The organism is Paenibacillus piscarius, from assembly GCF_022234545.1.
Classification (GTDB): domain Bacteria; phylum Bacillota; class Bacilli; order Paenibacillales; family Paenibacillaceae; genus Paenibacillus_AQ; species Paenibacillus_AQ piscarius.
The window spans coordinates 50659-66923 of sequence record NZ_JAIEUI010000016.1 but is presented as its reverse complement, the minus strand read 5'-3'; the positions used below and the strand labels follow the sequence as shown (position 1 = coordinate 66923).

Sequence of the window (16265 nt, the reverse complement as noted above, 5' to 3'; positions counted from 1 at the left end):
TCTTTTATGTTCATTTAGGATCATTACACACCGTGCAAATGCAAGACACTACACTTGGAACATGCCGGTGTCAGCCGTTCGTCCATCATCTCTCTTATCCTTCTGTAGCTCAGGCTATGCCATAATTCCTGTACAGACGCTTCATGTAAGTTGCCGATCTCGAACTCCTTGAAGAATTTGCACGCAATAATTGTTCCATCGGGCGTAATGTCCATCCGGTTCGAGAGCGCCAGGCATTTCTTGTTCATCGTGCCTTTGCCCTCCACCTCTTTGCCGAGCACGAAATCCTCGATCTGGTCATGATCCAGATTCGGCTGGTAGCGCAAGCGCATTCTCCAGACCCGTTGATTCACCCGGTCCAGCTCGTTCATGAGAGCAGGGATACGTTCCGGATTGAGCTTATAGTTAAAGGCGTGCCAGCTTCGTTCACCCCTGTGCCCGCTCGCCGGAAGGAAGTCGAACTTCTGGTCGAAGTAATCGTCCATCCCCTGTGAGCATTCGTCCGAGATGTACCACGGGAAGCAGACGATGACCAGATCTACGCCGATACCCTCCAGAAATTCCAGCAGCTCGTACAGCTTGCCGGTCATACCATCGTTAACGACGGTATGGACCGAGATTTTGCCTCTGAACCGGTTCTCCTTGCGCAGCTTGGCCAGCATCCGGATCGCCTCGATCGCCTTGCTGAATACCCCTTTGCCGCGAAGCGCATCATTCTCTTCTTCGAATCCATCCAGCGCGATGAGCAGCTCCAGGTTATCGGAGATTCTCTGCAGGGCGTCCAGCTTGCGCCCGATCAGCACCGCATTCGTGCAGATCGTCGTCTCACGGGGATGGGCTTCAAGCAAATCGGCCAACCGGTCGAAGTGGTTGTATACAAGCGGCTCGCCGCCCCAGATATAGAGTCTCGACTTGGCGGGTTCCGTCTCAAGGATCAGCTTCTCCAGCAGCCCGAAGTCGAGCTGCTCCCGCTGCTGCTCCGGTGTCATAAAGTGATGGTAGCCGGTGTCATTCCATTGATAACAGTGCTTGCAGCGCAAGTTACATTGGTTCGTCAGCTTAATCCCGACCGACTCCGGCAACGGTGTCGCGTAACCGACTATTTCCTCGGCGTTCCGTTTGGTTTCAAGCGTATTCCTGAGGGTTCGTTTCAAGATTTGTAAATCCTTTGCGGAATGCTTAATCTCAGATTTCGGATTCATATCAACACACCCTCTTAAACGTAATAGGTCATTCACATGAATCAGTAGATATAATACCTGGAGCAAGCCGTACAAATCGGAAGCATATTTTTTTTCATATACGCGCGATACTCTTTGTACTTATTACTGCGCCAGATATCCAGCAAATTCTCTTCGTTGATGTTGCCGAAGGTCAAATCATAGAAGGCATGGCAGGGCGAAACGTCGCCCCTTGCCGTTATCTCCGCATACACCCATGGAAGAGAGCACTGTTTGCGTTTATCCGCCATCTGTTGGAATTGCCCCGAGAAGTAGTTATGCAAATTCTGCTCATCTGTCGTCTTCGGATAGGTGATCACATGGATACGGTTCTGCAAGCAATACGCTTTAACATTATTGAGCTGTCTCGTCAATTCGGGAATATCGATCTGGCTGAACGAACTGATGTCCTGCCAGACCATCCCCTTGGCATACGGAGCTCCATGGACGCCGAATTCCTCACTAAGAACCTCCACATATTGGTCATACTGCTCTTCCGTGGCATAGAGCTGCACTTCCATGCTGATATGGTCCAGCATCGACAAGTCGATATGCTTGAAGAAAAATTCCTCGACATACATATAGTTCAAGGGCGTAATGATAAAGGATACACCCATCTTCGGAAATTGCTTGCCTTTGCTTTGCCGGAGCTCATAGAGCTTCTCGATTCCCTTGATGACCTTCTTGAATACGCCTTTGCCCCTCTGCCTGTCGTTGATTTCCTCAGGGCCGTCGAGCGACACCCAGATCTTATTGGGCGGAGTCTCAACCAGCATCTCGGCATTCTTCTCAAGTAATGTACCGTTCGTGGGGAAGTCCGCTATGCTTCCATAATGATGGATCATGGCGAGAATGTCGCTCAGCCACGGGTACATCAGCGGCTCGCCGCCGAAGAAATCGTAATACGGCTTGCCGGGGCTGCACTCCACGATGATCTTTTTGATCAGATCGCGGTCCAGCTGCGCTAATGTTTTTTTGCTCTTGTAGGGCCCTTCGAGTCCCCACTCATAGCACATCTTGCATCGCAGATTGCACTCCTCCAGCAGCTGCAAGACGATCCATCTCGGATAGCTTATCGTATCCTGGGCAACACTCAATGTATTGACGCTCATAGCATAACCCCTTCTGCCGTTAGAATCTTACCTCTTCATTAACGCAACCCTCGAACAATAGTGATCCACATAATTCGTCCGGTCACCGGGCCTGTTCTTAATCGCCTGATGCATCTCCTTAAGGACATCTATAGAAAAATCCGTCTCCCGCCACTTCTCATAGCGTATTCCGAACCCGAGCGCCTCCCACAGTTCCATATTGCTAAGCTCATGACTGCCGAACGGCTCCAGCAGAATAAGAGGGGTTTCAGAGGCAAGTGAATCGATCAATGTGCCTGCTCCCGGCTTGGCCACGATAGCCATTGCCTCTGAAGCGACGTCGAATAACCAATGATGATCCGCCTCTGCGGCGTATGAATTCGTATCTTCTCCCGCAATTTCAATATAAGGCGGAAATTCATGCAGGCCGTTCGAGCTCTTCACCCATGCACACCATTCCGGATTGTTCATCCAATACCGGTTACCGGGGTCGGGCTGCGCTTCCTTCCAGTCGTACGCTACGATATCAAGCCCATAGTTATGGGCGGCAAGCTCTGGAATTGTACTTTGATACGTGCCCATCCCCCAGCCGCCGCCATGAACAACAAGCCGCTGCTTCCTTGACTCGAAGGGCAGCGGCGCACCAGAGAGAACCGTGATTTCGCACCGAATCGCCATCTTACCGGTGTCATAGAGACATGCATTGTAATAATGCTCGTCATACCGGGGATGAAACTTCTTCAGGCTCTTCCAGGACGGGGCCAGATCTGAATCGACGTAGAGCAGGTCTACATGAATTGGATTCGGCAGCATCTTCTCCCTATACAAATCCAGAATATAGACCCAGTGTCCGGATAACGATATGAATTCATAGCGTTCTTCCGCCTTCCAAGCCTCCAGCATTAGCTCAACCTGGGCATAATCTATGCTGCCGCGGATATCCATCGGCATTCGGGCCGAAAAATTGGCAAGTGCGAAATTATTATGGTACGCCTTCCGGCTGTCGGCAATATGCTCCTTCTTGTCATGCTCCAACAAGCTTTCGAACACGAGCACTTCCGTCGCGATACCCCTTGAATCGAAATCGCTTGCAGCTAACAGGCCGGGAATATAGAATCCCAGACCGAAACCCGAGCATAGAATCGTTACTGTCCGCTTCCCCATAAACTCTCTTCCTCCATCCATGGTTTCAAGCGCTTGCGTCTATCATTCATGCAGATGCCGTCTTCTGCAGCTCTGAAATATAATTGCAGAAGACTGTAACCGATTCCATACAATCGAATTCGAATTGTTCGAAATCAATTACAATACCGTAACGCTCCTCCACCTTCAATAAGAAAGTAATTAGCTGTAAAGAGTCCAATCCCCCGTCTTCCATAATGCTGGAATGCCCGTTCAAGCGGATTGCCAGCCCGGTGTCGTCCTTGACTTCACTTATCATTGCTAGGATCTGTTCTTGCATAGGTACCTCCCGTTTAATGGATATATTGCCCCTGGTAATAATGGATCGTTCTAGCGAGTGCCTCCTGCAAGCTGATCGCCGGTTCCCAGTCCATGATCGTCCTGGAAATGGTAATATCCGGTCTCCTTCTCCTCGGATCGTCTTCCGGCAGCGGGAGAAACTCGATCTGCGCGTCGGACTTCATGAGCTTCTTCAACATTTGAGCGACTTCAAGGATGGTGACCTCCTGCGGATTCCCCAAATTGACTGGCTGTTCATACGTGGTACCCAGCAGTCTTATAATCCCTTCCAGCAAGTCGTCAATATATTGAAAGCTCCTCGTCTGTCTGCCGTCGCCATATATCGTAAGGTTGTGCTTGGACATGATTTGATGAATGAAATTGGTAATGACACGTCCGTCATCTAAATCCATCTTCGGGCCGAATGTATTGAAGATCCGGATGACCCTTACCGGTATGCCGTATTTCCTGTTCATCCAGTAGGTGATCGCCTCTGCATACCGCTTCGCTTCGTTGTAGCAGCTTCTTGTTCCAATCGAATTCACGTTGCCATAATAGCTCTCCGGCTGAGGGTGAACGGTTGGGTTACCGTAGATTTCGCTTGTTGAAGCCAAGAAGAACGCAGCCTGCTTTTCTTTGGCCAGCTGCAGCAGATGCATCGTTCCTTCACTGTTGACCCTCATCGTTTCGATCGGATAGGACAAATATTTAGGCGGGCTGGCAGGACTTGCGAAATGCATCACCCAATCGACAGGTCCTTCAACTGCGAGCGGATAAATGACATCATGCTCAATAAACTTGAAATTGGGGGAATGTAAGAGATTGTCCATGTTGACAGTGGACCCGGTCAGCAAATTATCAACACCGGTAACGGTATGGCCTTCCCGCAGCAGCCTCTCGGCAAGATTGGAACCGATGAAGCCTGCAACTCCTGTTAATACAATGAAAATAAAGATCCCCCCATTGCCTAAGGTTGGTGAACGGTGCTTGAGGTGAGTGGATACGTGGTGGTTGTGCTTATTCAATACGCTGTTACAACGATTAATGATCCCGGCATCCCTCCCTCCAAGAATAGACCTGGCTGCCATCATCTGGGCCCTCGATGTTACTGAATGCCTACCTGATTCAGCCATCGTTCAAGGAATATGGATTCATCATGTTCTATATTCTCAATCAGCGCCTGTAATCTGTCGGAAATACTCATTTCCCTTGTCAAATTATATTTCATCGCCAGATTCACAAGGATCTTTGCCTTAAGTTCAATGGCTGTGAATTCATCTATATGCTCTTGATCTAAATTAATTAAATGCCGGTAATCGTACAAAAACTTAAGTCTTAGCGTCATCATCTTCTTGTGATCATAAAGTAAATGAAAGGGTCTTATATCAAGCTTAGACTTATTTTCCGATGTCTCTTTCACATAATTAAATAGAGTTGTATAAATTTGCATGCCAAAGTCAAGCTTATCCCTGTCGCCCCCGTAGTTGAACATCTCCCAATACTCCGGCGTTTTCTTAGTGAAATAATTTCTTATAGAATTCACCAGGGTATCTGCACTGAATGTATCCTGATATTGGTCTTTGAATGTATACAGATAAACCATTTCATTTAGATAATCATGATTGGTTGTTAGATGATTAGTGTTGAACGCAAGACTGAAATCGGCAAATGATATCTCAGCTTGACTATACACGCCGTTCTTAAAGAAATCGGAAACATACAATATCTCTCTGTTCAAATCATAGCCGTAAACAAAGATGTCATGATGCAATTGGAGTCTCTGATACCGGTCGCTTAGCGGCACATAAAAGTAATTCACCATCGTGTGGATATAATGATTAGCATTAATATTTTCGATAATAAAATGAATAACAGAATCCCATTTAGCGGCTACAGTATCTCTATGTATCTTCTGAGTCGAAATCCATTTGCACGCATCCGAAGGCCGCAGCTCATAAGTTACAGGGAAATAGAAATCTCCCCAATGATGTTTATAATCCTTGTTAATAAATAACTGAATATAATTGCTGAATATCCATGGGTGTGCATGCTCGTAATGGGTCAGTATGGACAAGAGATGAGCATGCTGCGTATAGGTTGTAATCATCGGATAACTTACCGGCAATAGTTCTCTGTCCAATGTTTGAGTTGGATTCTTCAACTGTTCGTCCTCCCCCTACTCCTTTAGCAATAAGCGTTTCGTATTGGCCCTATCGAGCTTTCCTGTTTTTGTTTTTGGAATCTCATCTACAATCCTCCATTGTCTAGGCACCTTATACGATGACAAATGCAAATTGCAATGCTGTATCAGTGCATCTATATCAATCAGGCATCCATCATAAACTTTCAGAAATGCGATGGGTACTTCGCCTAACAGATCATCATCTGCACCAACAACCATGACCTCCTCTACTTCCTGCAAGCCATATACAAACTCCTCAATTTCTTCCGGGTAGATATTGATACCGCCGGATATAATGATATTCTTCTTCCGGCCTGTGAGGATGAGACACCCTGTTTCATTCCAATATCCCAAATCTCCTGTCTTTAACCAGCCATCAACAATGGTAGCGTTCGTTAACTCCGGGTTTTTGTAATAACCGAGCATCACATTCGGGCCCTTGACCCAAATTTCTCCTGTAGCCGCAGTTCCTTTAACCTCATTCTCTTCTTCGTCAACAAGCCGAACAGAAACACCACTGACGGGTGACCCGCAGGATAGGCTGCGTTCTCCCCGTTCCATCATGCTCACCCGCGGAGAAGCTTCTGTTAATCCATAGGTCTGAATAATGTCCGCCCCGGGAAATACAGTCTGAAGATGGTCTACTAATTTCGCTGGAATCGCTGCACCGCTAATCACTATAAATTGAATTGAATCAAAGACACTCCAGTTTGTGGTCTGATGATAATCGGAAATGAAGTGCATCAATTGGGTAGGCACCGCTGAGAATGCTGTGACCGCCTTATCCTGAAACAGTCTAAACGCTGTGCGCGGCAGCAGGGGCAAGCTGATCAGTATAATTCTGGTTCCATATAGCATGCAGGAAATCAATTGCGTGACAATCGTGGAACTGAAATGAACGGGCATCGTGATCAGAAACGAATCTTGACTGGTGTACCCGACCTTCTCGCCATGGGCCAGCGCATTCGTTAATACATTTCGATGGGATAACATAACGATTTTAGAGTTTCCGGTTGTGCCCGATGTAGGAAGGAGAATCGCACATTGATGGGGATCGGACAGATTCGTGAACGGGATTGATTGGAACGAAGGCATCGGTTCTTGCGGGAGATCCTGAGCGGTAACCCAATGAATATCACAATTGAACTGGGCAGGCTGTGCATATTTGCTGATAACCAGCTTGGCGTCACTGGCATTTAGAATATGTTCAATCTCAGTTTTGGAAGCTGAGTACGGTACCGGTACTAGTACATGACCGCAGAATTGAATGCCAAGCGCCGCAGTAACGAACAGGGGCTCATTATTTGTGTATACAGCAAGATGACTTCCGGCCTCAAGCTCAAAGTTTTTTTGGATATATAGAGCAATCAAGTATGCTTCTGTCATCACTTCTGCATAAGTCCATTGCCGCTTCAGATCTTGAAGGATAATCTGTTCTTGGCGGTCACACGCCTCCATAAACAGACGCTGAATGATAGTCATCATATCCTTGTCTCGGCCAAATAATTAAGAATTAATCCAGTCGTGGAGAACTTCTCGAACAACAGATCCTCATCAGGGATCGAGATGTTAAACTTCGATTCCATTGAAACAATAAGCTGGATGAAGCCTGCCGAATCGAGCCCTTGATCCAACAAACGGGTATCATAGTCATCCGGATACTCGATGTCCAGCTCGGCAAAAATTTCATCTCTCAAGATAGATTCTATTGATTTAGACATCCTGTTTCCTCCATTAAATAATCTTTAGTAAAGCTGATTAAAGAGGATAGCATACATGGTGATATTCAGAGATGGGAAAGTGAAAGTTAGAGTGAGAGTGATTGTGAAGGAGAAAAAGTTCATAACGGTGGAGGCGGAATATGACAAAATAACTAAGCGGAAACGGCTTTGCCTTCCTTTTAAAGGACGGCACCCGTTTCAGCGAGAAATAGAAGGATAAGTTATCATGTGAAACATATAAATCCTTATATTTTAAAGAAAAAAAGCATTTTCCCAAGCAATGAACCACTGCTGAAAATGCTCTAAACACCTGCAATGCAGGCCATCCGTAAATGGACATTTTTAGTATAAATTGCAAATATACCAATTGTCAACAATTTTAAATACGTTTGCTAATACCCTCGTTCCATTAAAAATAAGCAGCCTGAGTCCCTATGAATACCGAACTCAGGCTGCTTACATATTTGCTGGATGTTTACATCAATTGCACATCGGGTCTGTCCTTAACCAGCACCGCCACCGACTCCACATGTGTGGAGTAAGCAAAGTCAACACATACAATAACATTTAAGGGGATGCCTAACCCGAGAGTTTAGACTAAGTTTTTGAATAAGGCAGTCCCATATAGGGAGTGGGGCTGCTTTATTCCTATAAATCAACTTTACTGTCTAGTGCGAACCCTTTCCTGAACTTCTGTTCTTACTGTACTATATAAATCAATTATTGCGGCGTGTTCTACAACTAACGAAATACAGTAACTCTGACTGTGGTCTGGATCTGGAATCCATTTATTTAAATTTCTTAGAACAAGTGTGATAGGCGTCTGTAAAGGAACTTTTAACTCTCTTGTAAATACACGCCATGCCTTTTGATGGCAGCCTTTATTCCTTAAATTCACCCCAGGTTTTAGAACTACCTCGTATGGTTTAAGTAACGGAGGTGTGCTGTCTTCTGTTTCATCACCATTATAATTGATTACGCCGTATTGACTAACTACTTCATCTGGATTAACTGTGTGAAACAGCTTGAATTCCATTTGATTTCCTAAATAGCTATCTCCGCGAGTTGCTCGAACAGGAGGATCGAACGTCAACACTACTGACAAGATCTTTGAGCCAGGCGTAACAAAGAAAGAATTAGGCAAATTAACTGTGTATACTTTAATTTTGTTTATTCCGATTACACCCTCGTCCAATAGGACAATTCTATTATCTTGGGAATACATAGCCTTATCTAAGTTCGGCATTCCATATCCAGTCATCTGTAACTTGGCTTTATCGTTTTTAGAAGGTGTGTACCTCATATTAGGAACGGGTGTTACACTAGTCGACTGTAATAACAAATTTTTCAAAAAGTTTGCTGAAGCATTAGGAAAATTATTAGCTATCTGTCCGATTATGTTCGATATCTTAGGCGCTGAAAAGCTAGTTCCTGTATCGAATCCAAACAAGGATTCAGTAATCTTATTTGATAGAATAGTCATTTTTCCACCGACATTTTCAACTACTCTATTAAAATTTTTTCGGAGTATGAGATTTCCGCCATGATTAACAAGTTCAGGTTTGATCATACCATTAATCCCAAATCCAACTCTTGAGAATGGAGATGGTTCTGCCTCTCTAGCAATAGGATTCCATATTTCTTCTTCTGCTCTGTAATTTGCTATTCTAACCGCAGGTGCAATCGATCCCACCGTTAGAGCAAGTGCAGCAGTAGCCGGATTGATAATTTTAAAATCAGGATTCTCAACCATGAATTTAGGATATTGCTCAATCATATCTTCTAATTCATAAAAATTAACAGGTTTCTGATTACCTGTAGAAACAACAAATACAACTCCCCTATATTCTAGAGCAAGTTCGTCTATTAGGTTAGCTAAGGGAAACTGTCGTGTGTTTCGAGACCCGACAATTTCATAGCTATTCCCGAAGGATATATTTACAACTTTTATATTATTGTCAGGATTGTCCAAAAAGACTCGTATAGCTTCATTTAATTGATTCTCAAGTAATTTTGTTTCATCATAGATAGGAGTAACGTTTCCGTAAAAATCAGTTTCTCCATACATAACTTTAGCTGAGAATAACCAGTTAGTGGGTTGGAATTTCCGCTCATGAATACTTGTCTCTAAATCATTATAAATGCTCATTCCTGCTACAGCTGTTCCATGACCGACAATATCTTGCCCTTCACGTTCTCCACTTTGGAAATTCTGTTCATCTCCAACTGCCTTCTCTAAAAGTGGATGATTAGATATAATTCCTGAATCAACAACTAAAATTCCTGTAGCATTATCCGGAGGGGCGATTACTTCAACCTCAGATATATCAATCTGCCTGTGATCTGAAATATTGAATAATGGCAACATCGGTCTCTCTATTCTTGCTATTTCTTTTAAGCTAATGATCTCATCAAAGATACTCTTATTCATTTGAACCCTTAGTAATACAAACGAACGCATAATCAACTTATCATTTATTCTAAAAGATTGGTTTCCTCTATAGTTCTCCTCTAGTTCTCTAATAAATTTATGTATCTGTTCATCTTCCATTCTCCAAAGCTCTATGTTTAAATGGTAAGTCTGCCCTTCCGTCAGTGGATCTTCAAGAATTGACTCACCAATTTTTTCTTCAAGTGGAATATCCTCTATCCCATCAATTGCATTAAAGAAATCATATTTATGTCCATTTGGAACCACTCCACTATACTGTGCAAGTTTCTCCTTGAATACATTAAGCTCCTTATCATCAGCAAAAACAACCCAATATCCTTTCCTGTTGTCTGCTACAGAAAGAATAGTTAAACCACCCATAGCGTTTAGGATATTTGAAAAATTTGTAATGTCAACACTTTGATTCACCTTAATTCTATATATAAGGTTAGGATTTATATTCCCTCTAAACTTTTCCTTTACTTCAGCAAATGAAGTAGCAATCTGAGTAGCTTTATTAATATTCTCTTGATGATATAATACTTTGTTTCGATTGCCTAAAGGTTTAAAACCTCCCCCCTGCCTGCTCTCAGCTTTTTTAGGAAGCTCATTAGTGTATGCCGGCAAGGGCAAGTGATTCCGATTATCCATAACTATAACCTCCAACTAGTCTGCTTTAGAATGAAGCGTTCTTTGAAACGTGATAAGACATAGTTCATTTCATTGGAGGTTAATAAATCCCTGTTGTTGACTATCACACGTTTCAATGCTTCTTTACACATCAACTGTATATCCGAAGGAGAAAACCCTTCAGTTTCTTTACTCATAATTTCCCAATCAATACTGGAGTCTTTCTTTATGGGCTTTAGAAATTGTCTTAATAACAAAAGTCTCTCTTCAGTTGAAGGTAATTCAAAAGTTACAATCTCATCGAAGCGTCTCCAGATTGCAGGATCAAGAATATGTGGATGATTTGTAGCACATATTATTAAACTGTCTCCATCAAAATTATCAATCATCTGCAGAAAATTATTTACAACTCTTTTTATTTCACCACTCTCATGGTGATCATCTCGGTTTTTACCAATAATATCAACCTCATCAAATAGTACAATCCACATACCATTCTTAATGAATTCAAATACCTTTCTTAGATTGGTAGCAGTCTCCCCTAAATAAGATGAGATAATCGCATCAAAGTTAATATAAACTAACGGAATTTGCATTACTGAACTTAATAGTTTAGCGGTAAATGTCTTACCTGTTCCAGGTAATCCGCAAAATAACGCCTTACGTGTAGGCGATAAATTATACGTCGCTAGAACATCAGACAAACGAATTTCTTTACAAATGTTCTCTAAGATTGCTCTTTTTTCAGGAGAAATCACAAGTTCTTCCCAAGAGTAGTTATATTCTCTAATCTCTAATAAAGGGAATCCACTATCATTGTCTCTCGGTATTGGGATATTCGCCCTAAAACGATTACTATCATGGACAGTCTTATTGGATTTAGTCGGAGAATATAACGCCTCCTTTAATTGTTTTGCAGCAATGTTATGTTTTTTTTGCTTTTCCGTATCAATGAATTCATCAGCAATCTTCAAAAATTCTTCGTTGTCTTGCTTAGCATAGGCTAAAAATAATCTTTTAATGATCTCATTTGTAGTCATATGGTCCTCCTTCCTACAAGCGTTCCAATACTGTTTTATAGAATCATTCCATAAACCCGTCGTCTTGGATAAACTGAGTATATAACTAGGATCCCCCAATTTTGCACTTTTATTTAAAGAGGGTTTACTGTATTTAGTGTATGCTAATGCTCCAAAAGACTCAATGTTTTTCTAATGTGATTCTATCTATATAAAATCTCAAAAAAATATTCCCCCAATGAACTTCTCAATGGGAGAATACATTAAATTGGAGACAGGTATAAATAGTTTTCTTTACTTGACTGTTAAGATGGTTGTATCCGCGTCGTCCAGGTTAAGCTTTGCTGGTATATTCCTCTATTTTTGTTATAACGTTATTGTACACAACGTAGGTCGTACTTAAATAACCAATTGTTGTCCTTGGATTAGTGGGTACTCCTCTGAGTAAGTCTAACTGATTGAAGTATTTACTATATATCAAATCACTTAACAACTGAACTAATTCAGGATCTAAATAAGGCATGTAGACAAATAAACCATTGCATTTATTTACTACTTGATTATTGTTTAACTCTAGGTATTCTTTCCAGTTGAATGATGAAATTCCTGATACAAAAGCTACAATTGGAGCTGTTGCATTTGTTTGGATTTGCGACATTACATTGATAATATCAGTATCATTATTCATATTTGCAGTATTACCAGTTTGGCGCTTCATGTTATCCTTAAGCGTGTTATTATACTTAATTATATCCTTAACAAGAGCATCTACATGTTTGCGAACATACGTCTTTTTATTCTCTTCAGGTAAATATGCAACTATTACATAAAATATATAACTTACCAAATATGACATACTAATATTGAACAAAACATTACCCAAATTTGCCCCACCTCTAAAATACTCAGGGACGTCATTTAGAACAAATTGAGTTATTACAATAATAATCAATGCAAGAATGCATCCAAGCGATATTACTAAATTGAAGCCTTTAGTTAAACCTTTCATTACTGAACGCCAAGACATTAATTGAACACTCCCCTATTCAATTCCCTCTTTACCAACTTCTTGCACTACAATATTCTACAGATGACTCCCGTTGTCCTGCCCTGAATATACAAAAAGCACCAAGAGCCCCTGGTCAGGACCCCATTTAGTAGACATTGAAAAAACCACCTAGGCAGCAAACTGGCGTCGGTAAGCTACTGGCGTCAGTTTGTCTAATTTACGTTGTGGTCGTCTTCGGTTATAAAATCGTATGTATTTCTCGATTCTTCTTTGTGCCTCAGCCATTTTTCGGATATCATAAGGATAGATTCCTTCCGTTTTGAGATGCGAGAAGAAGCTCTCCATAGAGGCATTGTCAAGGCAATTGCCCCGGCGTGACATGCTGATTTGGGCGCTAACCTTTGGCAGCATGTCGTGGTAGGCATGAGACGTGTACTGGAATCCCTGGTCGCTGTGAACGACCAATCCGGTCACGTCTTTTTGCTTTGCAAAGGCTTTGGCAAACGTCTGTAGAACCAGCTCATTGTCGTTACGTTTGCTCAGTTGGTAGGCAACAATCTCGTTGTTGAACAGATCTTTTATGGCGGAAAGATACAGCCAGCGTACACCTACACGGTATTGGGTCACATCCGTTACCCATTTCTGGTTGGGTTTCGCTGCTGTAAAGTTTCGCTTCAGTAGGTTCTCTGCCACACGTTCTCCCGCTTAGTACGTGCCGTTCAACCTGCGTTAACGGCGAATCCTGGCCTGAAGCCCGAGTTCTTGCATGAGGCGCAGAATCTTCTTGTGGTTCATCCAAATACCGTCATCCTGCCACAAGAACAATTGGAGCTGGCGGTATCCGTATTTTCCTTCGTAACGCCTGTAGGCTCTACGGATTTGTTGTTTAGCTTCGGCGTCACGGTCGTTTCCCCTTCGCTTCAAATAGGCATAGTAACTGCTTTTGGAGACGCCAAAAAGTTGGCACAGTTCCGACACTTTCCCTAGAGCTGCCGCTTTCTCGATGAGCTTAAATCGTTCTTCCTTACCTCCTGTATCCATATTTCCAAGCACTTTTTTAACATGTCGTTCTCCCGCTTGAGCTTTTGAACATACCGGTCTTGATCGATATATTCTTCCCGCCTACCCCGCTGATCCAACAGCCCATACTCTCCGAGTTCCCGGTATTTCCGCATCCACCGCTTCATTCGGTCTTTGTCCTGTATGCCCAGATGTTCGTTGATTTCCCGGTATGTCCATTTCTCTTCCACATGAAGCCGAATCGCCTCTAACTTCAGTTCTTCTGAATATTGTTTGAGCTTCTGCCCTTGAAACGCCATAAAAATGCACCCCTTAGATTTCATCGGAATAACCAGGGGGTTTTTTCCAATGTCTATTCTAAGGGGTGCACTTCAATTTGGCGTAGGGTACCTTGTTCGATCCACTAACAACTATTAATCAATCATTTGAATTTCTATACACTTCTGATATATCGTATGAAGTCCTTACATCATCGCAGAAATCTTCAACGACATTTCTAATAACCTCAATAAATGATGTGAAAGAAGTATTTCTGGCATTTCGTCTTCTTAGAATACCATCTACTACTTTATTTCTATCTACCAATAAATAGTACTGGATTGTAGCATTCACATCAGTATATCTTTTGTATAAGATGTAATACAATGCCTTTTGTAATAGGGTTTCTTGTGCCTTCATATTCCCTTGCAAATCCGGAAACAACTCTTCGTTGGTAATTGGATTCGTAAGATTACCTTTAATTGTAATGCTTGATATTAATTTTGATATCCATTGTCTTGAAGTAACTGCTGTCACTGCCGTAGTCGGATAACGCAGTTTACCATTGTTCGTTGTCGTAATTCCACCACGTGATCCAAGAAGCTCAACTGTTTCATCATCAATGTCCTGTTCGATTCGGCCTTTTGATATAGTCGTAAATTGTGGTTTTACATAAGAAGTAGCATCATATGACGTATGGTAATTATCGTATCTAGAGAAATCCTTTTCAAGTGAATTCATATTAACAGGTTCAAGACATACATTCCATAAGCAATCAGATGCCAGACCTGATTTTAGTATTGAGCTCATACCTTCTTGTAAATGACAAATCATTTTTAGCATTTTAATACATGATACAACTGCTATAGTTTGATAAAATATAAAATCAGGCTGAGTGGAAATGTTTCCATTGGACATACTAGAATGTAGTTTCGATACTGATAAGCTTTTTAGTGATGCACAAGATGGTAATAAAAATTCAACTTTCTGCTGATTAAAAAACGTATCTTTAAATCTATAACTTCTAACTACTGAATCAAATGAAGTAATATCGAATTTTTCCATGAGTGCAAATGTATTAAGGAAATATTGTTCTTCTATATCTGTATAAAAAGTATTTCTTCCTTGCTGGATATTATCGATCAAACTTTCCACATTTTCATAATTAGTTGGCTGACTGTTCATATTGAAAATTTTGAACATCATATTATCTCTTGCGATTAAGAATACTGGAACCGATTGAAATACACTCTTAAATGTATCATGATATAATTCCTGAATTATATTTGGATATGATTCTGCGCAAAAAAACACAATTCCATCCAGACCTTCAAGTCCTAACTCTCTCAGAGTTCGAGGGCTTTGTTCCTTGCCGTTATTAGAATCCAATGCGATATCTAGCAATCCTCTTGTATCTCTAATAAACAAGTCAATTCTATTCTTTATTATATAATCAGCAACATCCGAATGTGCAGGAACCGCTAATGTTATTCTTCTTATGTAACGATCTATATTTTCTGAGCACATTAGTAACTTTAATTTTTCAATCGAAGGAGTAGTGCCTTTAAACTGTTTCATGTGTCCAGAAACGTATTTTCTAACATCATCTCCTTCAGCAAGTGGTTCCAATCCAAGAACCTTCTTAAGCACGGGTTCTTTTTTTAGTTGCTCATTGTATTTCTGGATATCGCCAGTTATAGACCCAACAATATTCTGCTCAAAGATTTCTATATCTTCAACCAAAATATCTGATAATTGTTCATTTGATACAATATGATATTGTACAGTAGTTTTTGTTCTTCCGTCATCCCCAGAAGCTAAATCTATTATTACATCTGGAATTTTCGTTAACGCAGCAATTCCAGTAGTTTTACCTCCCTTCGTCCCACCAAAGTACGCCAGCACAATGCGTCTTGCTAACACCTTTAAAACAGCATCATTTGTTAGAACATTAACCATGCTAAGGACCTCCTTGTTTATTGCAGTCCTCAATCAAAAAAGCCATGTCCGCACTGGACATGACCGTTTTATCTCCGGCCTATCTCTAGCGCAATTCTAACCAATAGGTAGAAATTCAATCTAGCAATAGTTAGATTGAAGCACTGCATTTGCTCAAATTATATCACGCTTGAATAAATTGTCAATCTGTCTACATTCAATATTCGGAACTGTTCCTGTTTACACTCAAGCCACACACGTTGTTTAATTAGATTTAAATAATTT

The 16265-nt window shown here is 41.7% G+C and carries 15 protein-coding genes; all 15 read right to left on the bottom strand.

Features of this window, described 5'->3' with window-relative positions; all coding sequences use genetic code 11:
- Positions 1-23: 23 nt before the first annotated feature.
- Positions 24-1154, bottom strand: coding sequence for a radical SAM/SPASM domain-containing protein (locus tag K1558_RS22545; RefSeq protein ID WP_238653925.1), 1131 nt, complete (start codon positions 1152-1154; stop codon positions 24-26).
- A gap of 89 nt (positions 1155-1243) precedes the next feature.
- Positions 1244-2332: a radical SAM/SPASM domain-containing protein gene (locus K1558_RS22540; protein ID WP_238653924.1), complete on the bottom strand. Its 1089-nt coding sequence runs from the start codon at positions 2330-2332 to the stop codon at positions 1244-1246.
- Between the two features lie 27 nt (positions 2333-2359).
- Complete coding sequence (locus tag K1558_RS22535; RefSeq protein WP_238653923.1) at positions 2360-3475, bottom strand: UDP-glucuronosyltransferase; 1116 nt, start codon at positions 3473-3475, stop codon at positions 2360-2362.
- A 46-nt stretch (positions 3476-3521) separates the two neighbouring features.
- Positions 3522-3773 carry an acyl carrier protein gene (locus K1558_RS22530; RefSeq protein ID WP_238653922.1) on the bottom strand — a complete coding sequence of 84 codons (252 nt, stop codon included), beginning with the start codon at positions 3771-3773 and terminating at the stop codon, positions 3522-3524.
- Between the two features lie 13 nt (positions 3774-3786).
- Positions 3787-4863 carry an NAD-dependent epimerase/dehydratase family protein gene (locus K1558_RS22525; RefSeq protein ID WP_238653921.1) on the bottom strand — a complete coding sequence of 359 codons (1077 nt, stop codon included), beginning with the start codon at positions 4861-4863 and terminating at the stop codon, positions 3787-3789.
- Between the two features lie 14 nt (positions 4864-4877).
- Positions 4878-5933 carry a hypothetical protein gene (locus K1558_RS22520; protein WP_238653920.1) on the bottom strand — a complete coding sequence of 352 codons (1056 nt, stop codon included), beginning with the start codon at positions 5931-5933 and terminating at the stop codon, positions 4878-4880.
- 15 nt (positions 5934-5948) lie between these two features.
- Positions 5949-7439 carry a class I adenylate-forming enzyme family protein gene (locus tag K1558_RS22515; RefSeq protein WP_238653919.1) on the bottom strand — a complete coding sequence of 497 codons (1491 nt, stop codon included), beginning with the start codon at positions 7437-7439 and terminating at the stop codon, positions 5949-5951.
- Positions 7436-7675: a phosphopantetheine-binding protein gene (locus K1558_RS22510; RefSeq protein ID WP_238653918.1), complete on the bottom strand. Its 240-nt coding sequence runs from the start codon at positions 7673-7675 to the stop codon at positions 7436-7438. Before K1558_RS22510 ends, K1558_RS22515 begins: the two co-directional genes overlap by 4 nt.
- Positions 7676-8336: 661 nt before the next feature.
- The gene (locus tag K1558_RS22505) at positions 8337-10757 is read right to left on the bottom strand and encodes a S8 family peptidase (RefSeq protein ID WP_238653917.1); all 2421 of its coding nucleotides are present in this window, start codon (positions 10755-10757) and stop codon (positions 8337-8339) included.
- Between the two features lie 2 nt (positions 10758-10759).
- Complete coding sequence (locus K1558_RS22500) at positions 10760-11776, bottom strand: AAA family ATPase (protein WP_238653916.1); 1017 nt, start codon at positions 11774-11776, stop codon at positions 10760-10762.
- 313 nt (positions 11777-12089) lie between these two features.
- Complete coding sequence (locus K1558_RS22495; RefSeq protein WP_238653915.1) at positions 12090-12782, bottom strand: hypothetical protein; 693 nt, start codon at positions 12780-12782, stop codon at positions 12090-12092.
- 150 nt (positions 12783-12932) lie between these two features.
- Complete coding sequence (locus tag K1558_RS22490; protein ID WP_238653914.1) at positions 12933-13457, bottom strand: IS3 family transposase; 525 nt, start codon at positions 13455-13457, stop codon at positions 12933-12935.
- A gap of 36 nt (positions 13458-13493) precedes the next feature.
- Positions 13494-13805 (bottom strand): IS3 family transposase, encoded by a 312-nt coding sequence (locus tag K1558_RS33205; RefSeq protein ID WP_420800462.1) that lies wholly within the window; start codon positions 13803-13805, stop codon positions 13494-13496.
- Complete coding sequence (locus tag K1558_RS22485; RefSeq protein ID WP_238653913.1) at positions 13748-14083, bottom strand: transposase; 336 nt, start codon at positions 14081-14083, stop codon at positions 13748-13750. The genes K1558_RS33205 and K1558_RS22485 overlap by 58 nt, the downstream gene beginning before the upstream one ends.
- A gap of 118 nt (positions 14084-14201) precedes the next feature.
- Positions 14202-16001 carry a hypothetical protein gene (locus tag K1558_RS22480; protein ID WP_238653912.1) on the bottom strand — a complete coding sequence of 600 codons (1800 nt, stop codon included), beginning with the start codon at positions 15999-16001 and terminating at the stop codon, positions 14202-14204.
- Positions 16002-16265 lie beyond the last annotated feature (264 nt).

What these genes read in the sequence shown, in the direction of transcription:
- K1558_RS22515 (WP_238653919.1), bottom strand. Translation starts at nt 7,439, where the DNA reads ATGATGACTATCATTCAGCGTCTGTTTATGGAGGCGTGTGACCGCCAA.
- K1558_RS22485 (WP_238653913.1), bottom strand. Translation starts at nt 14,083, where the DNA reads ATGGCGTTTCAAGGGCAGAAGCTCAAACAATATTCAGAAGAACTGAAG.
- K1558_RS22510 (WP_238653918.1), bottom strand. Translation starts at nt 7,675, where the DNA reads ATGTCTAAATCAATAGAATCTATCTTGAGAGATGAAATTTTTGCCGAG.
- K1558_RS33205 (WP_420800462.1), bottom strand. Translation starts at nt 13,805, where the DNA reads ATGGATACAGGAGGTAAGGAAGAACGATTTAAGCTCATCGAGAAAGCG.
- K1558_RS22505 (WP_238653917.1), bottom strand. Translation starts at nt 10,757, where the DNA reads ATGGATAATCGGAATCACTTGCCCTTGCCGGCATACACTAATGAGCTT.
- K1558_RS22540 (WP_238653924.1), bottom strand. Translation starts at nt 2,332, where the DNA reads ATGAGCGTCAATACATTGAGTGTTGCCCAGGATACGATAAGCTATCCG.
- K1558_RS22535 (WP_238653923.1), bottom strand. Translation starts at nt 3,475, where the DNA reads ATGGGGAAGCGGACAGTAACGATTCTATGCTCGGGTTTCGGTCTGGGA.
- K1558_RS22495 (WP_238653915.1), bottom strand. Translation starts at nt 12,782, where the DNA reads ATGTCTTGGCGTTCAGTAATGAAAGGTTTAACTAAAGGCTTCAATTTA.
- K1558_RS22480 (WP_238653912.1), bottom strand. Translation starts at nt 16,001, where the DNA reads ATGGTTAATGTTCTAACAAATGATGCTGTTTTAAAGGTGTTAGCAAGA.
- K1558_RS22525 (WP_238653921.1), bottom strand. Translation starts at nt 4,863, where the DNA reads ATGATGGCAGCCAGGTCTATTCTTGGAGGGAGGGATGCCGGGATCATT.
- K1558_RS22500 (WP_238653916.1), bottom strand. Translation starts at nt 11,776, where the DNA reads ATGACTACAAATGAGATCATTAAAAGATTATTTTTAGCCTATGCTAAG.
- K1558_RS22530 (WP_238653922.1), bottom strand. Translation starts at nt 3,773, where the DNA reads ATGCAAGAACAGATCCTAGCAATGATAAGTGAAGTCAAGGACGACACC.